This window comes from Rhodococcus sp. H-CA8f (genome assembly GCF_002501585.1).
Classification (GTDB): Bacteria; Actinomycetota; Actinomycetes; order Mycobacteriales; family Mycobacteriaceae; genus Rhodococcus_F; species Rhodococcus_F erythropolis.
Genome location: NZ_CP023720.1, coordinates 1,070,875 through 1,090,600, shown reverse-complemented (window position 1 = coordinate 1,090,600; position 19,726 = coordinate 1,070,875). Strand labels below are relative to the sequence as shown.

Annotated in this window: 20 protein-coding genes; 6 read left to right on the top strand and 14 right to left on the bottom strand. The window is 60.1% G+C overall.

Annotated features, from left to right (window positions below; genetic code table 11):
• Window positions 1-30 precede the first annotated feature (30 nt).
• From htpG to CPI83_RS05235, 4 genes are all read right to left on the bottom strand, one after another.
• On the bottom strand, window positions 31-1,959 hold the full coding sequence (htpG, locus tag CPI83_RS05250) for a molecular chaperone HtpG (protein WP_019745254.1): 1,929 nt from the start codon (window positions 1,957-1,959) through the stop codon (window positions 31-33).
• Between the two features lie 131 nt (window positions 1,960-2,090).
• On the bottom strand, window positions 2,091-3,224 hold the full coding sequence (locus tag CPI83_RS05245) for an acyl-CoA dehydrogenase family protein (protein ID WP_097386902.1): 1,134 nt from the start codon (window positions 3,222-3,224) through the stop codon (window positions 2,091-2,093).
• A 9-nt stretch (window positions 3,225-3,233) separates the two neighbouring features.
• Window positions 3,234-4,406 carry an acyl-CoA dehydrogenase family protein gene (locus CPI83_RS05240; protein ID WP_097386901.1) on the bottom strand — a complete coding sequence of 391 codons (1,173 nt, stop codon included), beginning with the start codon at window positions 4,404-4,406 and terminating at the stop codon, window positions 3,234-3,236.
• A 28-nt stretch (window positions 4,407-4,434) separates the two neighbouring features.
• Window positions 4,435-4,896, bottom strand: coding sequence for a MaoC family dehydratase (locus tag CPI83_RS05235; RefSeq protein WP_020909091.1), 462 nt, complete (start codon window positions 4,894-4,896; stop codon window positions 4,435-4,437).
• 93 nt (window positions 4,897-4,989) lie between these two features.
• On the opposite strand from CPI83_RS05235, the gene CPI83_RS05230 reads away from it, so the two are divergent.
• Entirely contained in the window at window positions 4,990-5,643 is a 654-nt protein-coding gene (locus CPI83_RS05230; RefSeq protein ID WP_097386900.1) for a TetR/AcrR family transcriptional regulator C-terminal domain-containing protein, read from the top strand.
• Window positions 5,644-5,649: 6 nt separating this feature from the next.
• On the opposite strand, the gene CPI83_RS05225 is transcribed toward CPI83_RS05230, so the two are convergent.
• Together CPI83_RS05225 and CPI83_RS05220 are read right to left on the bottom strand one after the other, a co-directional pair.
• Complete coding sequence (locus CPI83_RS05225) at window positions 5,650-6,096, bottom strand: MarR family transcriptional regulator (RefSeq protein ID WP_020970755.1); 447 nt, start codon at window positions 6,094-6,096, stop codon at window positions 5,650-5,652.
• A 12-nt stretch (window positions 6,097-6,108) separates the two neighbouring features.
• A complete protein-coding gene (locus CPI83_RS05220; RefSeq protein WP_019745260.1) occupies window positions 6,109-6,513 on the bottom strand; it encodes an EVE domain-containing protein in 405 nt (134 codons plus the stop codon).
• Between the two features lie 145 nt (window positions 6,514-6,658).
• On the opposite strand from CPI83_RS05220, the gene CPI83_RS05215 reads away from it, so the two are divergent.
• Both CPI83_RS05215 and CPI83_RS05210 read left to right on the top strand, forming a co-directional pair.
• Complete coding sequence (locus tag CPI83_RS05215) at window positions 6,659-7,336, top strand: TetR family transcriptional regulator (RefSeq protein WP_097386899.1); 678 nt, start codon at window positions 6,659-6,661, stop codon at window positions 7,334-7,336.
• A complete protein-coding gene (locus CPI83_RS05210) occupies window positions 7,333-8,253 on the top strand; it encodes a TIGR01777 family oxidoreductase (RefSeq protein ID WP_097386898.1) in 921 nt (306 codons plus the stop codon). Before CPI83_RS05215 ends, CPI83_RS05210 begins: the two co-directional genes overlap by 4 nt.
• Here the strand turns inward: CPI83_RS05210 and CPI83_RS05205 are convergent.
• The gene (locus CPI83_RS05205; RefSeq protein WP_060938000.1) at window positions 8,211-9,179 is read right to left on the bottom strand and encodes an NAD(P)/FAD-dependent oxidoreductase; all 969 of its coding nucleotides are present in this window, start codon (window positions 9,177-9,179) and stop codon (window positions 8,211-8,213) included. The genes CPI83_RS05210 and CPI83_RS05205 overlap by 43 nt on opposite strands.
• Window positions 9,180-9,274: 95 nt before the next feature.
• Here CPI83_RS05205 and CPI83_RS05200 point away from each other — a divergent pair, with 95 nt between their 5' ends.
• On the top strand, window positions 9,275-9,796 hold the full coding sequence (locus CPI83_RS05200; RefSeq protein ID WP_097386897.1) for a MarR family transcriptional regulator: 522 nt from the start codon (window positions 9,275-9,277) through the stop codon (window positions 9,794-9,796).
• 38 nt (window positions 9,797-9,834) lie between these two features.
• Here the strand turns inward: CPI83_RS05200 and lipA are convergent, their stop codons facing one another.
• On the bottom strand, window positions 9,835-10,863 hold the full coding sequence (gene lipA / locus CPI83_RS05195; protein WP_097386896.1) for a lipoyl synthase: 1,029 nt from the start codon (window positions 10,861-10,863) through the stop codon (window positions 9,835-9,837).
• Window positions 10,864-11,432: 569 nt separating this feature from the next.
• On the opposite strand from lipA, the gene CPI83_RS31300 reads away from it, so the two are divergent.
• Complete coding sequence (locus CPI83_RS31300; RefSeq protein WP_257784562.1) at window positions 11,433-11,561, top strand: hypothetical protein; 129 nt, start codon at window positions 11,433-11,435, stop codon at window positions 11,559-11,561.
• 429 nt (window positions 11,562-11,990) lie between these two features.
• Here CPI83_RS31300 and CPI83_RS05185 read toward each other — a convergent pair whose 3' ends face one another.
• The 6 genes from CPI83_RS05185 to CPI83_RS05160 form a co-directional block, all read right to left on the bottom strand.
• Complete coding sequence (locus CPI83_RS05185; RefSeq protein ID WP_097386894.1) at window positions 11,991-13,202, bottom strand: acyl-CoA dehydrogenase family protein; 1,212 nt, start codon at window positions 13,200-13,202, stop codon at window positions 11,991-11,993.
• A gap of 82 nt (window positions 13,203-13,284) precedes the next feature.
• Window positions 13,285-14,322 (bottom strand): phosphotransferase family protein, encoded by a 1,038-nt coding sequence (locus tag CPI83_RS05180; protein WP_097386893.1) that lies wholly within the window; start codon window positions 14,320-14,322, stop codon window positions 13,285-13,287.
• Between the two features lie 50 nt (window positions 14,323-14,372).
• Entirely contained in the window at window positions 14,373-15,470 is a 1,098-nt protein-coding gene (locus tag CPI83_RS05175; RefSeq protein ID WP_097386892.1) for an alcohol dehydrogenase catalytic domain-containing protein, read from the bottom strand.
• Window positions 15,471-15,495: 25 nt separating this feature from the next.
• On the bottom strand, window positions 15,496-16,809 hold the full coding sequence (locus tag CPI83_RS05170; RefSeq protein WP_097386891.1) for a dihydrolipoamide acetyltransferase family protein: 1,314 nt from the start codon (window positions 16,807-16,809) through the stop codon (window positions 15,496-15,498).
• Window positions 16,810-16,834: 25 nt separating this feature from the next.
• On the bottom strand, window positions 16,835-17,857 hold the full coding sequence (locus tag CPI83_RS05165; protein WP_097386890.1) for a transketolase C-terminal domain-containing protein: 1,023 nt from the start codon (window positions 17,855-17,857) through the stop codon (window positions 16,835-16,837).
• Window positions 17,854-18,837: a thiamine pyrophosphate-dependent dehydrogenase E1 component subunit alpha gene (locus CPI83_RS05160; RefSeq protein WP_097388125.1), complete on the bottom strand. Its 984-nt coding sequence runs from the start codon at window positions 18,835-18,837 to the stop codon at window positions 17,854-17,856. Before CPI83_RS05160 ends, CPI83_RS05165 begins: the two co-directional genes overlap by 4 nt.
• 235 nt (window positions 18,838-19,072) lie before the next feature.
• Between CPI83_RS05160 and CPI83_RS05155 the strand changes: the two genes are divergently transcribed.
• Window positions 19,073-19,708: a TetR/AcrR family transcriptional regulator gene (locus CPI83_RS05155; protein WP_037127430.1), complete on the top strand. Its 636-nt coding sequence runs from the start codon at window positions 19,073-19,075 to the stop codon at window positions 19,706-19,708.
• Window positions 19,709-19,726: the final 18 nt, after the last annotated feature.

The window sequence follows — 19,726 nt, the reverse complement described above, 5'->3', positions numbered from 1 at the left end:
TGCCGGGAGTTCGAGCCAGCTAGGACCAGATCAGACTGTGCGGGCCAAACGATCGGCCAGCAGGCGCGTGAAGTGCGCCGGGTCGCTCAGCTCGCCGCCCTCGGCAAGCAACGCCATGCCGTAGAGCAACTGAGCCGTCTCAGTCAGGTTCTCCGCATTGTCGTTGGCGGCCTGCGCCTCCCGAAGACCCGAGACAAGCGGGTGCTCCGGGTTGAGCTCGAGGATGCGCTTGCTGTGCGGAACAGGCTGACCCGAAGCCTTGTACATCTTCTCGAGCGTCGGAGACATGCTGAACGCGTCGCCGACGATGCAGGCAGCCGAGGTGGTCAGTCGCGTCGAGAGACGCGTTTCCTTGATGTCGTCGGACAGGGTTTCGGTCAGCCACGTCAGCAGCTCGCCGAATTCCTTCTCCTTCTCTTCGCGCTCGGCCTCGGCCGCCTTCTTCTCGTCCTCGGTGTCGAGGTCGACCTCGCCCTTGGCGATCGACTGGAAGGTCTTGCCGTCGAAGTCCGAGACAGCGTCGACCCACATCTCGTCCACCGGGTCGGTGAGAACCAGAACCTCGAGGCCCTTGGCCTTGAAAGCCTCCATATGCGGAGAGCTTTCGATGAGGTGACGGGATTCGCCCGTCATGAAGTAGATCTGTTCCTGGCCGTCCTTCATGCGCTCCACGTACTCGGCGAGAGTGGTCACGCCCTCTTCGCTGTTGGTCGAGGCAAACGAAGAGATGTCGAGCAGCGTCTTGCGGTTGTCGGCATCGGCCATCAGGCCTTCCTTGAGCGCGCGTCCGAACTCGGTCCAGAAGGTCGAGTACTTCTCGGGCTCGTTCGCCTTCATGTCCTTGATGGTCGAGAGGACCTTCTTGGTCAGACGACGACGGATGGCAGCGATCTGCCGGTCCTGCTGCAGAATTTCACGAGAGACGTTGAGCGAGAGGTCTTGTGCGTCGACCACGCCCTTGACGAAGCGCAGGTAATCGGGCACCAACTCTTCGCAGTCGTCCATGATGAAGACGCGCTTGACGTAGAGGTGGATGCCGGCCTTGCGCTCACGCATGAACAGATCGAACGGCGCCGTCGACGGAATGAACAGCAGCGCTTGGTATTCGAAAGTACCTTCGGCCTTCATCGGGATGACCTCGAGAGGCTCGTCCCAGGCGTGGCTGACGTGCTTGTAGAACTCCTTGTACTCGTCCTCGGACACCTCGTCCTTGGAGCGAGTCCAGAGAGCCTTCATCGAGTTGATCGTCTCGGTCTCGATGGTGACCTCGGGCTCTTCGCCCTCCGCCGGCGTCGACGTACGAGCGACATCCATGCGGATGGGCCACGCGATGAAGTCGGAGTACTTCTTGACCAGTTCCTTGATCTTCCATTCCGACGTGTAGTCGTGCAGGCCGTTCTCGGAATCCTCGGGCATCAGGTGCAGGGTCACGGAGCTGCCCTGCGGCGCCTCATTCACATGCTCGAGCGTGTACGTGCCTTCGCCGGTCGACTCCCAGCGCGTCGCGTGATCTTCACCGGCGCGGCGGGTCAGCAGCGTGACCTTGTCCGCCACCATGAACGTGGAGTAGAAGCCGATGCCGAACTGACCGATCAGTTCTTCCGATGCCGCTGCATCCTTGGCTTCCTTGAGCTTACGACGCACCTCGGCGGTGCCGGACTTGGCGAGCGTGCCGATCAGGTCGACGACCTCGTCACGCGACATTCCGATGCCGTTGTCGCGGATGGTCAGGGTGCGTGCCGCCTTGTCGATGTCGATCTCGATATGCAGATCGGAGACGTCGACGTCGAGGTCTTTGTCCTGGTACGACTCGAGGCGGAGTTTGTCCAGCGCGTCCGAAGCGTTGGAGATCAACTCACGAAGGAAGCTGTCCTTGTTCGTATAGATTGAATGAACCATCAGATCCAGCAGCTGACGTGTTTCTGCTTGGAACTCGAGCTGCTCGGTATGCGCGGTCACTTCGATCCCTTTCTCTTCTCGGACTGATCACAGGGATTTTACTCGACCTCGAATACCGCGGGCCGGCCCCCGCACAGACAAGGGAGGCCACGCGACCTGCGCATGACCTCCCGTTATCTTCACCCACCGATCTACTCGGTGACGTCAACCATCGAATAGTTCGAGACGCCGCCGGCCAGCACCCTGAGGTGATCGTCCGATGCGCCCAAAGTGTGTTCGATGGCCACCAGCCGCGAGACGTAGTGCCCGACCGGATACTCGGCTGTCATACCGATACCACCGTGCATTTGAATTGCTTCCTGACCGATCTGATGCGCGGCACGACCGACAGCCAGCTTCGCTCGCGACGCGATGGTCGGATCGATCACTCCGTCGGCGATGGCCATGGTCGCGTACAGACTCATACTGCTCGCCAGTTCGAGCGCCACGTACATGTCAGCCGCACGATGAGTCAGCGTCTGGAACTTCGCGAGCGGAACACCGAACTGCTTGCGCTGCTTCAGGTAATCCGTCGTCAGTCGCAGCGCCTCGGTCATGATTCCGATCGCCTCGGCGCACAGAGCTGCCTGCGCCCGGACCTCTGCGTCAACGATCGCCACCGTGACATCGCCGCCCTCACCAAGTTGTTCGGCCGCGGCATCGGTGAACGTGAACTGCGCGCCGCGACGGCCGTCGTGGGTGGCGTACGTGCTCCGTGTGACACCCGAGCCTTCTGCATCCACCAGGAAGAGCCCGGTGCCGCCGCCTGGAAGTGTGGCACTGACGATCACGACGTGCGCGCTGTCGCCCTGCAGAACCGGGTTCTTGACGCCGGTGATCGTCCACCCCGATCCCGCCTTCGATGCCGCGGTCGTGACAGTGGCGACCGGCCAGCGCGTGCCAGGTTCCGTATGGGCAAAGGCCGACAACGTGGTCCCGTCGCTGAGCGCCGGCAGGAGTCGCGCCCGCTGATCTGCCGAACCGATCGCAGCAATCAATCCACCGGGGATCAGAACACCACCCAAATACGGCTCGGGTGCAAGCGCGCGGCCCAGTTCGGTCATCACCACCATGGTCTCGACCGGCCCAGCGCCCATCCCGCCATCGGCCTCCGCGAATGGCAGGCCGAGCAGCCCGAGCTCGGCGAACTGCTTCCACACCGAGGCATTCCATCCCTCGTCAGTGGCCGAGGTGGCGTTGCGCTTCTCCGCGTCGTAGCTGCGGCTGAGTAATTCGCGCGTTGTGTCGCGAAGCATCGTCTGTTCGTCGTCGAGTTCGAAATTCATGTCAGATGCTCACAATCCGAGGATCGAGGAGGCAATGATGGAGCGCTGCACCTCACTTGATCCGCTGTAGATGGAAACCTTCCGGTAGTTCAAGTAGCGCGGCGCCGCCTGCTGCGCCCACTCCGGCGAGTCGATGTCGGCGATGTCTACCGGCAGAGAGTCCGGTCCGGCGACATCCATCAGCAATTCCGTTGCTGCCTGCTGCAATTCGGAGCCACGGAGCTTGAGCAGCGAGGATGCCGGATTCGGCTTTCCGTCTGCCGAACTCGCCACAACTCGCAGTTGAGTCAGATCCAGTGCAAGCAATTCGTTTTCCAACTCGGCCAACCGAGCCGCGAACAACGGATCCTCGAGGAGGGTGCCGGTTCCGACGCGAACCTCCCGCGCCTTCTCTTTTGCCGTGGCGACAAGGGTTTTGGAGAACCCGACCCGTGTGACCCCCGTGCGTTCGTTGCCGAGCAGGAACTTGGCGTAGTCCCAGCCCTTGTTCTCCTCGCCGACAAGATTTTCCGCAGGAACACGGACGTTGTCGAAGAACACCTCGTTGACCTCGACGCTGCCGTCGATCAGTTTGATGGGACGAATCGTGATGCCGGGAGTCGCCAAATCGATGAGCAGGAACGAAATTCCTGCCTGACGCTTCTGGGCACTGGCATCTGTCCGAACCAGACAGAAGATCCACTCGGCGTGCTGCGCGAGAGTAGTCCACGTCTTCTGACCGTTGACGATGTAATCCGCGCCGTCACGGACAGCAGCCGTCTTGAGTGAAGCGAGATCCGAACCGGCTTCTGGTTCCGAAAAACCTTGGCACCACCAGATATCGGCGTTAGCCGTCGCCGGGAGAAACTTCTCCTTCTGCTCCTGCGAGCCGAAGGCTGCGATAACGGGCCCAACCATGCTCACGTTGAACGGCAACGGGTTGGGTACCGACGCCAACTGCATTTCCTCGGAATAGATGTGGCGCTGTACCGGAGTCCAGTCCTTGCCACCCCATTCGACCGGCCAGTGCGGAACCGCCAGTCCGTGTGCGTTCAGAATCTGTTGGCCCGCAACGATGTCTTCACGCGTCAGCTTTCCGAATCCCGCTACACGTGCACGAAGTTCGGGCGAGAATTCGGTGGTGAAGAACTTTCGCATCTCCTCGCGGAACGCAACTTCCTCACCGGTCAATTCGAGATTCATATGGAGTCTGCTTTCTTCTGGCAGGATTTCAGAACAAGATTCGTGCGACGGTCTGCGCAACAACGGCTGGCTTGTCCACGCCTTCGATCTCGACGGTGTTGGTGATCTGACTCTGCAGCGAACCGTTCGGCAACTCTTCAATCGCGGAGAGCACTGCAGTGTTTCGAACCTTGGCTCCGACCGGCACCGGACTCGGGAATCGAACCTTGTCGGACCCGTAGTTGATGACCATCTTCGCCCCGTCGATGCGGTACACGGACTTCGACAGAAGCGGCAGGAGCGAGAGAGTCAGATACCCGTGGGCAATCGGACCGCCGAAAGGTGATTCACGCTTTGCCCTTTCGTCGTCGACGTGAATCCACTGATGGTCACCGGTCGCGTCGGCAAATTGATGGACCATCTCGCGGGTGACCTCGACCCACTCGCTCGAGCCCAGCGTTTCACCGACCGCCCCCAGGAGATCGGCCTTGTTCTCGAACACCCGCGTCATCTGATCCTCCACGTTCCCGAACACTGTTAGGTTAATTGGATAATAAACTCACGGTGTAAGGTTGTCCAGTACTTTCACACGAAAGGGTGTGCGATGGCGCGACCGCGGATTCCACTACTGAGCAAGCCGATCATCAGGGACACCGCCCTGAAATTGGTCGACGAGCACGGTTTGACCGACTTCTCGATGCGCAAACTCGCCACCGTTCTCGGCGTGCAAGCACCATCGCTGTACAGCCATTACGCCAACAAGGACGAGCTACTCGACGACGTCGCGAACGTCATCATGGAGTCCGTCGACGTGAGCGGCTTCGACTCTGACGATTGGCGCGGTGCGCTGTGCACGTGGGCGCGGTCCTACCACGCCGCCCTGGGCAAGCATCCCAATATCGTTCCCTACTTGGCCTACGGTCCGAGCGTCAGGCCCATCGCCCTTGACCGCGCCAACGCCATCCACGGCGGCCTGGTGCGGGCCGGATGGCCGCAGCGCACGGCAACACTGATCGGCGCTTCCGTCAAGTACGTGGTCATGGGCGCTGCGACAGCGACGTTCTCCGGCGGATTCGTGGACGATCCGGCGATCTACGCCGAGCGTTACCCGCACCTCACGCGAGCACATCTGTTGCGCGAGCGTGCTACGGAAATCGACGGTGCCAGTTTCGAACTCGCGCTGGAATCCCTGCTGGACGGGCTGGAAGCCAAATATGCACTGCTGCAGATCACTTCAGAGTTATCCCTTGAAAACTGAGGGTTGCTACTTTCGGTCAAGCACGCCGAGCATCGCAACAAAGGCCGCCTGACGATCCCCGAGAGCGGCAAAGAATTCCCGATCCGATGCTTCGACCGCACGATTTGCCTTGCCTGCCAGGGCCGCACCCGCCTGGGTCACCACCACCGAGCGTGCCCGAGCGTCCGTCGGGTGTGGACGTCGTTCGACCAATTTCTTGGATTCGAGGGTCCGTATCACCTGTGACGTCATCATCGGATCGGTGCGCGCGTACTCGGCAAGATCGCGTTGAGTTATCGGTGTTTCCGCGTCCAGCCAGGTCAGTGCGGCGAGCAGAACGAACTGCACGTGAGTCAGGTCGAAAGGCCGCAGCGCCGCGCGAATCGAGGCCTGCCACGCGTTGGTGACACGCCACAACATCAGACCCGGACTGTCGCCAGCATCCTCGAAGTCGGTTTCCAGTTTCTTCACCACAGCGTCAGTGTGTCAGCTCGTTGTCGAGCGCAGAATCTCGACGTCGTTGCCATCCAACGGAATCAAGCCTCGGCGGAGCTGATACCCCCAGTTCGGTGTCGAGGTCAATGCCAATCGACTCCGTACGTCGCCGAGAGGAACGGGCGTGAACGGCTCGTATCGCACTCGACGCCGAAACGGCTTGAAGCACCCCTCGTCCGCCTGCCAGATCTCACCCTCTTCGATCACACCGAGGGCTGTGAACTCGCGCAACGGATCTCGATCACCAATGGACTCGACCGGCGAATAGTAGACAAGCACATCGCCCGCCTTCATCCGCGCCAATCCGGACCTCTTCCCGTGCCCGATCTGCGCGATCCCAAGATCCACTGCGCGACGCACATGTTCGGCCGAGACAACCCCTAACCAGGCGTTCATCGCCGACCACCTGGCGAACCGAGCGCAAGTTCAATCATGATTTTAGTATGCGCGCTTATTATATTCCTCGCAACAGATCGACTCTTGAACGTGTTCAACTTCAAGGCGTACGCTGAACTTGAACACGTTCAAAGGAAGGGAGCCCATGAGCAGTCGCGGGATCGAAACCAGGGAAAAGCTGGTGGCAACAGCTTTGCGGCTCTTCCGCGACGAAGGCTTCGCAGCGACGACCATGCGCAAGATCGCGACTGAGGCAGGTGTCTCCCTCGGGAATGCCTACTACTACTTCGCCAGCAAAGACGAACTGGTTCACGAGCTGTATCTCGTCATCCAACGTGATCACCGAGAGCGTGCGCTCCCACTCCTACGCAAAGGTGGCTCACTCGCGGAAAATCTCGCGATCGTTCTGCACACCGGACTCGATGTCATGGGGCCCTATCACGGGTTCGGTAGCGCATTTCTGCACGTCGCCCTGCCCACCGAATCGCCGTCCAGCCCGTTCTCGGCCGAGTCGAGTGATGCGAGATCGATGGCCGTCGAATTGATGCGCGAAGCACTGGCGGCGTCGAAGCAGAAGACGCCGGCGTCCTTGGAGACCCAGCTCCCCACACTCTTGTGGCTCAGCTATCTGGGCGTGACGCTGCACTGGGTCACCGACCCGTCTCCGGGGCAAACTCGTACCCGATCCCTGGTCGACGGCTTGGTCCCGATCATCGCCAAAGCGCTCACCCTCGCGCGGCTGCCAGTGGCCCGCGGCCTGGTCGGCGACGTCGCCGCCCTGATGACCAAAGTCGTTTCTCCAGAGCGGAACAAAAAATCATGAAGACTGTCGTTGTATGTGGGGCGTCGGGTTACATAGGGCAATCTCTCCTTCGAGCGCTCGAATCGAACGGGGTCGAGATTCGGACGATCGGCCGCGGAGGAACGAGCGATGCCACCTGGTCCGACGAGCAAGGTGTCGCCGACGTACTCAGCGGCGCGGATCTGCTGATCAACCTCGCCGGACGCTCTGTGAGCTGCCGATACAACAAGCGCAATGCCGACGAAATCTTCTCCTCCCGCGTGGAAACGACCGCACTGTTGGGTCGCGCACTGGCCCGTACACCGCAACCACCCTCGCTCTGGGCGAATGCCAGTACCGGCACGATCTACCGAAACGCGCGGGATCGACCGATGGATGAGAAGAACGGAGAGCTGGGTAAGGGATTCTCCGTCGCGGTCGCGCGGGCGTGGGAACACGAATTGTTCTCAGCCCCAACCCCCGTTCGTAAAGTGGCGTTACGAATGTCGATCGTTCTCGGAGCCGGCGGCGGAGCAATCAACCCCTTCGTGAACCTGGCCCGAATGGGTTTCGGCGGAAGAATGGGCGACGGACGACAAATGTTCAGCTGGATACACATTTCCGATGTCGTTCGCTCGGTCATCCACATCTACGAGCATCCGGAGATCTCAGGCCCGGTCAATATCGCATCCCCGTATCCGGTAACCAACACCGACATGATGCGTATGGTACGAGCGAAACTTGGCCGACAATACGGGTTTCCGACGCCGGGCTGGATGCTCGAGTTCGGCGCACGAATCATCCGCACCGAGGCTGAACTGGTGACGAAGAGTCGCTGGGTTTTACCAGGGGTGCTCGCGGACAGCGGCTTCCAGTATCAATTTCCGACGTTGGAGTCTGCGCTGGAACAGATCGCTCAGGAGACCCCGCGAGGGCTGCTTCCGGTCACACTCGGCTGAAGTTCGGTCGCGGTCGCGACCGCTCGCACGATATCCTGCTCGAGCAGATAGTGATTCAGGGCAATCGCAGCCTTCGACCCAGCGGCGGCGGCGGTGATCAACTGTGCAGGCGAGTCCGACACGTTCCCAGCGGCCCATACACCAGGCATGCTGGTACTTCCCGCAGGATCAGTTACCACCCAACCATTTTCGTCAGCTTCACATCCCAGGTCAGTCAGCAAAGCGTCGCGTGGAACAAACCGTGGACCGACAAACACCACACTCCGCGGAACAACCTGACCGGAGGCCAACTCGACGCCGTCCAATCGACCGTCTGCCACCGAGACCCCGGCCACGTCGCCTTCTACGATGCGAATCCCCCTCACAGTCAGCCGCTCCCGCTCGGTGCCGGTCAGCTCGATGCGATTCGGAAAGAAGACAACATCGTCCGACCATTGGCGCACCAACGACGCCTGATGAATGGTGAACGGCCTGTTGTCACCCCCGAGTACACCGATCGGCGTATCACGAACCTCGTACCCGTGGCAGTAGGGACAATGCAAAACGTCGACTCCCCAGCGATCCTGCAGCCCAGCGATGTTCGGCAGCTCGTCACGTAACCCCGTCGCCACCAGAACAGTCCGTGCCTCCAGCGACGCAGTCGCGTCGGTTTGCACCAGAAATCCACCGTCCTCCGTTTGCTCGATTCCGATTGCGGTGCCAGTCGTCATTTCGCCGCCGTACTCGAGAACCTCCTTGCGTCCGGCCGCAAGTAATTGCGTCGGACTCTGCCCGTCCCGCGTCAGGTACCCGTGCAGGTGCTCGGAGACACCATTGCGCGGGTTACCAGCATCGACGATCATCACTCGCCGCCGAGCCCGAGCCAGAACGAGCGCGGCACTCAACCCCGCCGCACCGCCACCGACAATCACCACATCGAACCTCATGCACTCCCCCAGTCCCGCAGTTCGTCCCACCCCAGACGGTGAGCTATTCTGGCAATCTAGCAAATTTGTTTACCAGTTAACAAAACTGAGGAATCGTGAACGAACCAACACTCCGCTCCCGTACGTGCAACCTTTGGGCCGAAAACAATCCTGACCTCGACACGTCGCCCATGGAAGTTGTCGCGCAACTCAAGCGGATCACGGCGCTTCTCGAACTCGCCGTCGAACCGGTGTACCGATCCGCGGACCTCACCGTGTCGGAAGTCGAACTGCTTGTGCCGCTTCGATACGCCGAGGAACCGGTCACCGCGATTCGTCTCGCCGAACGCCTCGGTATGTCTCGGGCCGGAGTCAGCAAGGCACTCGCACGATTGGAGAAGCGAGGCCTTGTCTCCCGCACGAGAAATCCCGAAGACAGGCGATCTGCACTGATCACGATGACAATCCAGGGAAACGCTGTCGTCGATGATGTCTTTCCTCGCGAACTCGCCGCTCACGGTGAATTGTTCACCGAACTCGGACGGGACCGCGGAAAAATTCTCGCGGCACTCGAGCAGTTGGCGCTATCCATGGAAGGCGGGCTGGATCGGATGAGCGATGCCCGTTCGCGTACCTGAGAGTCGCCCGATTCCTGTATCGAACTGACGTTGGCGCACTAGATATCGACGGCGGGGCGCGCCATGAGTGAGCTGGCTTCCTGGGCAGCGTCTCCGCCCTCGGTCAGATGACGCTGCGCCTCGGGCAGTTCACGGCCGTGCTGTGCCATGGCCTGCGCATACAGGCGGCCGGCGCGGTACGACGAGCGAACCAACGGACCGGCCATGACGCCGGCGAAGCCCATCTCTTCTGCAGCCTTGGAGTGTGCGACGAACTCCTCGGGCTTGACCCACCGCTCGACGGGGTGGTGCCGGGGCGAGGGGCGCAGGTACTGGGTGATGGTGAGGATGTCGCAACCGGCGGCGTGGAGATCTGCCATCGCCTCGGTGACCTCTTCAGGGGTTTCGCCCATACCGAGGATCAGGTTGGACTTGGTGACCAGTCCGTAGTCGCGTGCTGCGGTGATGACGTCGAGGCTGCGCTGGTACCGGAATGCCGGACGGATCCGCTTGAAGATGCGGGGGACGGTCTCGAGGTTGTGTGCGAGCACCTCGGGGCGTGAGGCGAAGACCTCGTCGAGCAATTCGGGCTTGCCGTTGAAGTCCGGAACCAGGTTCTCGACGCCGGTGCCCGGGTTGAGTTCGTGGATCTTGCGGACGGTCTCGGCGTAAAGCCAGGCGCCTCCGTCGGGGAGGTCGTCGCGGGCGACGCCGGTGATCGTGGAGTACCGAAGCCCCATGGCCTGAACGCTTTCCGCGACGCGACGGGGCTCGTCGCGGTCGAGGGCCTCGGGCTTGCCGGTGTCGATCTGGCAGAAGTCGCAGCGGCGTGTGCACTGCTCGCCGCCGATCAGGAACGTGGCTTCGCGGTCTTCCCAGCACTCGTAGATGTTGGGGCAGCCTGCTTCCTCGCAGACGGTGTGCAAACCTTCACGCTTGACCAGGCCCTTGAGCTCCGTGTACTCGGGGCCCATCTTTGCGCGGGTCTTGATCCAGTTGGGTTTGCGTTCGATGGGCGTCTCCGCGTTTCGGATCTCGAGACGGAGCAGCTTACGTCCCTCCCCGGTGGTTCGACTGTCGTGCGTCACGACTTTCCTCCAAGTATTCGTCGGGTCTCTGCCATTCGCGTGAGTGCAAAGGATGCGGCAAGGTGACTGCCTTCCAAGGCTGCAACTGCGCGAGTGATCAATGGTGTTACCAAGGCCGACACATCGCCGAATCTATTTGTGCTCGATAGCCATTCGCTTCTCTCATCGCACAGTTCGAGCACACGTGCAGCAACCTCGAGAAACCCCACCGAGTAGAACCACGGCAACACGCGTGTATCGACATGGAAGGTAACTGACCTTCGATACCGGGACAACACCTGCTCGAATGCCGGGTATCCGAAATGAACTGAAGGGCAACCCGATACAACGCTGGGAATTCCTCTCAGACCTGCCCAGAAAACGTAGGCGATACCGACGTCCAACAGCGGGTCACCGAAACCTACTCGACGCCAATCTGTCACTGCGCGCAATAGTGGGGAGTCGTCGAGGTCGAAAACCGTTCGATCCAGACGATATTCGCCGTGGAGCAAGCAGGGCTTCCGCGGTTCCGGCACCGATCGCGCGAGGGAATCGAGGAGAGCGTTCAACGCCGGCCTCACACTCAATTCGTGCCGAGCGAGCCTTATCCCGATCTCGGACAAGTAGTTGTGCAGTTCCCCGCACATCCCGGGGAGGGTACTCACACCGTCGAGGCCGACTTCGAGCGAATGAATCCCGGCAAGCGTATCGGCAAATGAGTTCGCTACCAGGCTTCTCGCGCCGATCTCGACGTCGGCTAGTTGAATATCGGTCCGGAGAGATGACCCATGCACCCGTCGAGAGACGACCAATCCAGAGGCTTCGTCCCGGTAGACAAGGAGAGGTACTGGAATGCTGCTCTTTTCGAGCATATGCAGCGCAGTGGCCTCTGCTCGAATTCCCTGTGTTCCAAGACTGTCATCACTGCTCGACGAACAGCGCAGGATCCACGCTCCTTCATCGCTGGTCAAGGAGTACGCCTGCCCAGGCGGCGAACTGGAAACCTTGTTAGCACTGAATCGCGAGTATCGATCCAACTCGCCGCAGTCGATCAGACGACGTCGAATCTCACCGATATCGAATGGGAGCCGCATTGCCACCAGTTATCCCCATTCGGAATCGATTCGTCATTCGTGCAACCCGGACTGCTATCGATGAAGCCGCAATTCACGCGACGCGACAACCATCCGATGAACCTCGTCAGCGCCGTCGATGAAGCGCATGGTCCGAGCCTGCGCCCACAACATCGCCAGCGGATAGTCCTGCGTCATTCCGCCGGCGCCATGCACCTGAATTGCCTTGTCGATCACCCAGCCCACAGCGTCTGGGGCAGCAACCTTGATAGCCGAAATTTCCGTGCGCGCCTCACGCGCCCCAACTGTGTCGATCAACCAGGCAGTCCGCAGAACGAACAACCGCAACTGGTCGATCTTTACCCTGGACTGCGCGATCCAATGCTGAATAATTCCCTGATCCGCCAACGACTTACCGAAGGCCTCACGCTCGTTCGCCCGACGACACATCAACTCGATCGCACGCTCCGCCATCCCGATCATGCGCATGCAGTGATGAATCCGCCCTGGACCGAGCCTGGCCTGCGCCAGCGCCTGCCCCCGACCACGCTCGCCGAGCATGTGGTCCTTGGGAACAAGTACGTCCTCGAAATGCACCTCCGCGTGACCGCCATGGGCACCGTGTGTGAAGCCGAACATCTTCAGTCCCCGGACAATACGCACGCCAGGAGTCTCACGCGGAATCAGAACCAAACTGTGGCGCGACCGCGGATCCGCATCAGGATCTGACACCCCCATCACGATCAACAACACACAATCGCTGCTCATCGCGCCGGTCGACCACCACTTACGTCCATTGATCCTCCAACAATCACCCCCATCAGTGATTGAGCAGGTCAAGTTCGCGGGATCAGACGACGACACGTCCGGCTCCGTCATGCAATACGCCGACCTGATGTCACCGTTCAACAACGGATCGAGCCACCGATGTTTCTGCTCGTCAGTCCCGAACAGCGTCAGCAACTCCATGTTCCCGGTATCGGGTGGGTTGCAGTTGAACGCTTCGGGCGCAACCTCCGGACTCCAACCCGTGACCTCGGCCAACGGTGCGTACTGCAGATTCGACAGTCCCGCACCACGCGGATCGTGCGGAAGAAACAAATTCCACAACCCTTGTGCCTTCGCGTGTTCCTTCAGTTCCGCCATCACCGCCGGACGCTCCCACTGCCGATCCCCTACTTCCGGGTTGTCGTGGAAGAAATGCTCTGCGGGAAAAACGAACTCGTCCATGAATGCCGACGCGCGTTCCTTCAAATCAATAGTCTTCGCGTCGAATTCGAAGTCCATGTCACACACCTTTACCCTTCGCCGGCCGAGTACGACCGAGTACGACCGAGATCAGAAATCACTGTTTCACAACAATTTTCGGCTACGCAAGTGTCGAAAGCCCGCGCTCTGCCAAAGGAACGACCATCGAGCCGATGTCCTCGAAACCGTCGCCGACTGTTTCCCCATTGACGAAGCGAAGATGGATGCCTTCCAGAATCACTGCCATCTTGTAGAATGCAAAGCCCGAATACCACTGCAGCGCATCGATATCGAACCCAGTGCTTAGGGAATATCTTTCGACAACGTCGTCGAACGAGGGGAAACCCTCATGCGCAGAGGGTGTCCCGGCAATCGGATTATCGATACCTGCCCATCCCGACCAGAACAGATGGACTAAACCCAAGTCTGTCAACGGATCACCCAGTGTTGACATCTCCCAATCCAGCACTCCGACGATGTCCGACGGGGCACCTAACCGAACAATCATGTTGTCGAATCGAAAGTCGCCGTGGACGATCGAGGTTGCAGACCGCCTCGGAATCGACGACGCGACCCTTACCCCTAGTTTTTCCAACATCGGAAGATCGCGGGACTTCGACGACGCCAACTGCTTACTCCAGCACCTTACCTGCCGCTCGAGGTATCCCTCCGGCCTACCGAAACCAGACAAACCCAGGCTACGAAAGTCTTGCGTATGCAGAGCAGCCAGGCAATCGACGTAGCGAAACGCCAGCTCGGAGCGATTGCTCTGGTCCACGGAAGCGAAGTCGTCATCGGTTCGCAACACCTGACCTTCGATCTTGTCCATGACGTAGAAACTTCCACCCGATGTAGCGTCGAGCTCCTCGGAGAACACGATCCGCGGAACCGGGACAGTGCTTTCCGCGAGGGCTCGCTGAACGGTCACTTCCCGACTCATGTCGTGAGCAGTCTCCAGACGGTGACCGATCGGCGGACGACGCAGAATCCATCTTCTCGACCTACTCGCCAACTCGAACGTCAAATTCGAACGACCGCCGGCAAGTAGTCGCACCGCCAATTCGTCGCCAGCGGCCAACTCGCCCATCTCGACCAACCTGGACCGAACCAAGTCGGCGTTGAACTGCTCGCGCACCGCTATTGATTCCACCTCGTTCATCACAACGTCCTCATCAGGTAGTCCACCTTCGCTAGTCGACAACACGGCCGTTAATCGACAACACAACGCACCACACCCGCACCGGCGGGCAGGTCGGGCCGCACCAAAACCTTCACGTGTTCTATCTCGTCTCCCGCGGCCGGACGCAGCGCAGAGAACACCTCACTCACCGCATCCAGCCCGGCAAAGCCCGTGACCATGAATCCCGGATCGAAACGACGCTCCACGATATGTTCGAAAGTTCGGGAAAATGCTTGGTACGTATGTTCTCCACGCCCCGGACCACCCACGAATTCCAAACTCACATTCTTGAGAATCCCGATTACGGGTCGAATCGACTCGTGCTCCATTGCCGATCCGACAATCACAATGCGTGTGAACGGTGGAACGACAGACATCAAGGAACCCAGTAGATTCCGCGCTCCGGATGCTTCGAAGACAAATACTTCGGTATCTGCCGGAATCATTCCTGCAAGTGTGCTCAGTGGATCCGAGTGCCTCGGATCGACTGCCACATCGGCCCCGTACGCCAAAGCCACAGTTCGTCGAAGTTCCGAAGGGTCGGATACGACGATGGGGTGGATGCCGCGTTCTGCCAACTCGATGACTGCGCCGAGTCCCACAGGCCCGCAACCGGTCACCACTGCGGCGGCGCCGGCAACGATTCGTGAACGCAGCACGGCGTTAACACCAGTAGCGAGAGGTTCGGTCACTGCAGCGGTAACCGGATCCACGTCCGGAGGGATGTGCAGGTGCCCTCCAGCCTGGATAACAACCCTTTCAGCCAGCCCTCCGGGCTTCGAATTGCAGTATCCGACTGTATGAGTCAATCCATCGTCGTCAACGACCCACGGCAGAACCACCAGACGGTCACCGACTGCGTAATCGACCACTCCGGTTCCCAACTCGGTCACCGTTGCAGTGAACTCGTGTCCGAATACAACATCGTGCGCCGGATCGAACAGCGCTCCCGGCACGTCCGCCTCACGATGCGCAGCCAGGAAATCATCGGTGTGCTGCCAGGCCGAAAGATCACTGCCGCAGATCCCGGTGGCTATCGGCTCCACCAGAAGCTGATTCGGTCCCGGTGACGGCTCCGGAATGTCGGCAAGTATGACGTCTCCGCCTCGAAGCACTGCTGCCCTCATCTGATGTCCTCACGTCGAGAAGTGCCTACGATTTTGTCGGCCATTGTTCGAGATACTTCTGTACGGACATCAGCGTGCGCAAGGCTTCGGCGCCGTCGAATGCCCTGTGGTCGAAGGTCAATCCGAGTCGTGCAATGGGCCTGATGGTGAGGAGTTCGGATTCACCGTCGACGCTCTTTCGCGCGACGGGGGTACGCACGATGGCTGGTAGACCGATCGAGGCAACTTGCGGACGAGTCAGGATCGGAGTCGAGACCACGCCGCCGACACTTCCCGAGTTGCTGATCGTAATTGTTCCGCCCGAAAGATCCTCCGGCTGCGCGGAACCCGAGAGTATCGCACTACTGGTCGCGACTATTGCGTCCGACAGTGCCTCCAGTTCGAGATTCTGCGCATCACGTATGACGGGGACGATCAGTCCGTCCGGAGTGTCCACGGCAATTCCCAGGTTGACAGTGTTCCATCGCACGAGGTGCTTGTCCGTGAACGTGGCATTGGCATCCGGGTGGTCTGCGAGCGCCCGGCACAGTGCGTGACCGACAAAGGGAAGGAAACTGAGTTTCCCTTCACCTCGAGCTGATCTCTCACGGTTGATCTTCGCTCGGGCTACTGAGACCGCAGTGAAATCGACATCAACCTGCGCCGTCAATTGAGGAGCCGTATTCCACGATTCTGTCAGATTCTTGGCGATTGCCCTACGCAGGCGAGTGTGTTCGATAGCCGTGTAGGTCACAGCCTCGTATCCGGCTGGAATCGCCACGGTGTCAGCATCTTCCGGTACTCGATCCCTGGCTCCCGGCAAGAATTCGCTCTTGCTCTCCAGCGACATATCAGTCGAGCCCGAATCGAGGCGGAGGCGTCGACTTCCTTCGGGCGGACGATTGACCGGAGAGAACCACGACGCAGCCAACACCAGTGAATCGTTGGGTGGGCGAGAACCCTCGGCGACGACTGCCGCGGCCTCGCTCGCGAGAGCCCGATCCGGGGAAATCGGGGACGGAGCTGCGATCGGATCCGATGTCGGCGCCTCCGGCGCGACATCTTCACCGGCTGCATCTTCACCGGCAATGGCTTGCGCGACGGCTACCGGGTCGGAATCGAGTGAGGCAAATCGAGCAATGACGTCCCCGACAGGAACCTCCTGATCCACTGCGGCAACGTAACTGATGAGGATTCCCGAAGTTGGCGAGTCAACTTCGGTGTCGACCTTGTCGGTCGACACCTCACAAAGCGGATCGCCCTCGGCGACCCTGTCCCCAGGCTTTAGCAGCCATTCGGTGAGCAACGCGAATTCCACCGACCCCATGTGGGGCATGTGGACGTCGAATAGTGTGAGCATGGTGAATGTCCTCGTAGTCGAGTAATTAGTCGCGAACCAGGTGACGGGCTGTCTCGATGATGTCGGAAACACTTGGGAAGCAATGATCTTCGAGGAACCGACTCGCCGGAATCGGCGCATCCACAGAACCGAGACGCGCGATCGGAGCGTGGAGCCAGTAGAAGCAACGCTCCTGGATGAGCGCAGCGATCTCGGCGCCAGGACCAGCGGTTCTCGGCGCCTCGTGAACGATCATCGCCCGCCCGGTCCGCATCACCGACGCGATGATCGTGTCGTGGTCCAGCGGAACCAGCGTTTGCAGGTCGACAACTTCGAGCTCGATACCCTCCGCAGCCAGCACGACAGCTGCTTCAAGCGAGCGAGGCACCATACATCCATAGCTGATGACAGTCACTGTGTCGCCACGCCGTGGAATCGATGCTTTACCCAAGGGCATTACGTACTCGGGATCGGTGAATACCTCACCCCGTTTGAAGTTGAGCTGCTTGCTCGGGTAGTACAGAACAGGATTTGGGTCCCGGATTGCGGCCTTGAGTAGGGCTTTCGCGTTGGCAGGATTGGACGGGACAACTGCTTTGAGTCCAGGAAAATGCATCGGTAGCATCTCCATCGAACCCGAATGTTCGGGTCCTGCACCACCGCTCGGCCCGATCGGCATTATGATCACAGCGGGAAGTTCGAATTGACCACCGTGCATATGGCGCCACTTACCCAGTTTCTGAAAGATCTCGTCCCCGGCGATCAAACTGAAGTCTGCAAACCCCAGCTGTACGATCGGACGCATTCCGGTCATGGCGGCACCGGCGGCCGCACCCACCATGAATGCTTCGGTAATTCCGGTGTTTCGGATCCTCTCGAGTCCGAATTCCTCTACCAGGCCCCGGGTTCCGCCGAAGAACCCGCCTGACGCAATGTCCTGGCCCATGAGAAACACCGAGGGATCCCGGCGCATCTCCTCGGCAATCGCCGCACCCTGTGCGGCCTCGTAGCTTTGCACCGTGGTTTCCGGAGCCGTGCGGTTGACAGGCGTGTCGTCAGTGATAGTCATGCAAAAACGTCCTTCAGGATAACGGAGGGGTCAGGCAAAGGAGCGGCTTCTGCCGCGACGAGAGCATCGGCAACTTCCGCACGTGCTGCGGCGACGATCTGGTCGGCCAGTGAAGCATCGAGTCGAGAACGCATGATATCCAACGGATCTCGGTACGTCGACAAGAAATCTTCCGGGCGATACTTCTGCGCGTCGCCTTCCCAGTGTCCGCCGACCCGGGTGACGACTGCCTCGATCAACGACGGCCCATGACCATCGCGCGCTCGATCGATCGCGGTCTGTGTCGCATGGTAGACAGCGACGGCGTCGTGACCGTCGACGCGAACTCCCGGAATCCCGTATGCAGACGCCCGTTCGGCGATAGTGCTTGTCGGACTTACAGACTCAAAAGAGGTGGTTACCGAGATTCCGTTGTTCTCGCAGAAGTAGACCAAAGGTAGTTTCCACCGCGATGCCTCGAGCAGAGTTTCATGGAAGGTGCCACGTGCCGCCGTTCCGTCGCCGAAGTCAGCCAGCGCAACTTGCCCCGTGCCTCTCATTTGCGCCGACAACGCCGCGCCTGCTGCCACCGGATACACCGATCCGAGCGTCGCCCCCTCCCCCATGATTCCGAGCGCCGGATCTGCCCAGTGAGGAACCCCGGCGCCTTTTCCGCCGGTAGAACCTGTCACTTTTCCAAGCAGGTCACCGATGATCGGCCCCATCGCCATCCCTTTGGCAAGCGGCCATGTGGCTCCTCTTCCCTGATAGAACAGATAGTCGTCGTCTCGCATCGCTGCCACCGCTCCAGCGACAGCACCTTCCTGCCCTTTGCCCGGATGCCAAAATCCGGCAAATCCGTGGTCCCGGATGTGAATCTGCACCGCGTCCTCGATCGCACGCGCACGGGCCATGACGGTGAAAATGTCGATCGCCAACCGTGGGTCGAGTGACTCCGGTTCCACTACTTCGGTCAGCTGTTCGCTTGTGTGCGTGGCCATTCCGATCTCCTTCTGACAGTCCGACATGCAAGTACGAGGTTCGCGCCTTTGACAACCCGGCATCGATTGCCATTCGTGTGGCTGCTGTCACATCACCATATGTGGATCAAGTGATTCAATCAAGTGCATTCTCTAAATCGGCTGAGGTCTACTCAGACATCACCGGGTCAGCAGGCCGGAAATCAGGCCGCGGCATCGCGATATGATGGGGTCAACAAACCGAAAGGTTGCGGAAATGCCACGATCCAGTCCACGCGACGGCGCAGCAACTCGCCGTGCTCTGATCGACTCAGCGGCAAAGCTGTTCGCAGCAGAGGGAGTCGAGGCCGTCTCGATTCGAGCGATCAATGCCGAAGCCGGATTGGGAGCAGCGTCCGCGCACTATCATTTCGGATCCAAGGACGCGATCCTCGACGCCGTCCTCCTCGACTCCGGCGCCGAAGTGCTCGCGCACATTCATCGCCTGGCCAAGAACATGGTCGATTCCGACACCGTTCCGACAGCGAGGCAGATCGTCGATCTCCTGGCACTGCCGTATCGCCAGTTCCTCGATCAGGAACCTGACAAAGGTGTTCGATGGCTGACTATTTGTGGCCAACTCAGCCTCGCCAACGATCCTCGACTCTTCCCCGTCAAGGACGACACAGCAGAGCTGCTGCGCAAACTACTCGAACGCGCCTACCCCTCAGCCGACGACACCGCGATCGAACTGAACTGGTCACTCACCGTGAACACGCTGATCGTGATGGCGGCACGATGGTCGGACGCAAGCATCGAGGGATCTCGCGCGCTATCCAACGGTCGATTCGACACACTGGCGGATTTTGTCGCAGGCGGGCTCGAGTCACTCATGGATCCAACCCGGACCTAGCTTTGTGGATGGATCTTC

Bases quoted from the DNA above. Each gene is read 5' to 3' on its own strand.
- CPI83_RS05155 (WP_037127430.1), top strand. From the start codon at position 19,073: ATGCCACGATCCAGTCCACGCGACGGCGCAGCAACTCGCCGTGCTCTG.
- CPI83_RS05210 (WP_097386898.1), top strand. From the start codon at position 7,333: ATGAAGACTGTCGTTGTATGTGGGGCGTCGGGTTACATAGGGCAATCT.
- CPI83_RS05180 (WP_097386893.1), bottom strand. From the start codon at position 14,322: ATGAACGAGGTGGAATCAATAGCGGTGCGCGAGCAGTTCAACGCCGAC.
- CPI83_RS05215 (WP_097386899.1), top strand. From the start codon at position 6,659: ATGAGCAGTCGCGGGATCGAAACCAGGGAAAAGCTGGTGGCAACAGCT.
- CPI83_RS05185 (WP_097386894.1), bottom strand. From the start codon at position 13,202: ATGGACTTCGAATTCGACGCGAAGACTATTGATTTGAAGGAACGCGCG.
- CPI83_RS05205 (WP_060938000.1), bottom strand. From the start codon at position 9,179: ATGAGGTTCGATGTGGTGATTGTCGGTGGCGGTGCGGCGGGGTTGAGT.
- CPI83_RS05240 (WP_097386901.1), bottom strand. From the start codon at position 4,406: ATGAATCTCGAATTGACCGGTGAGGAAGTTGCGTTCCGCGAGGAGATG.
- CPI83_RS05245 (WP_097386902.1), bottom strand. From the start codon at position 3,224: ATGAATTTCGAACTCGACGACGAACAGACGATGCTTCGCGACACAACG.
- CPI83_RS05230 (WP_097386900.1), top strand. From the start codon at position 4,990: ATGGCGCGACCGCGGATTCCACTACTGAGCAAGCCGATCATCAGGGAC.
- CPI83_RS05165 (WP_097386890.1), bottom strand. From the start codon at position 17,857: ATGACTATCACTGACGACACGCCTGTCAACCGCACGGCTCCGGAAACC.
- CPI83_RS05220 (WP_019745260.1), bottom strand. From the start codon at position 6,513: ATGAACGCCTGGTTAGGGGTTGTCTCGGCCGAACATGTGCGTCGCGCA.
- CPI83_RS05235 (WP_020909091.1), bottom strand. From the start codon at position 4,896: ATGACGCGGGTGTTCGAGAACAAGGCCGATCTCCTGGGGGCGGTCGGT.
- CPI83_RS05160 (WP_097388125.1), bottom strand. From the start codon at position 18,837: ATGGCCACGCACACAAGCGAACAGCTGACCGAAGTAGTGGAACCGGAG.
- CPI83_RS05175 (WP_097386892.1), bottom strand. From the start codon at position 15,470: ATGAGGGCAGCAGTGCTTCGAGGCGGAGACGTCATACTTGCCGACATT.
- CPI83_RS05170 (WP_097386891.1), bottom strand. From the start codon at position 16,809: ATGCTCACACTATTCGACGTCCACATGCCCCACATGGGGTCGGTGGAA.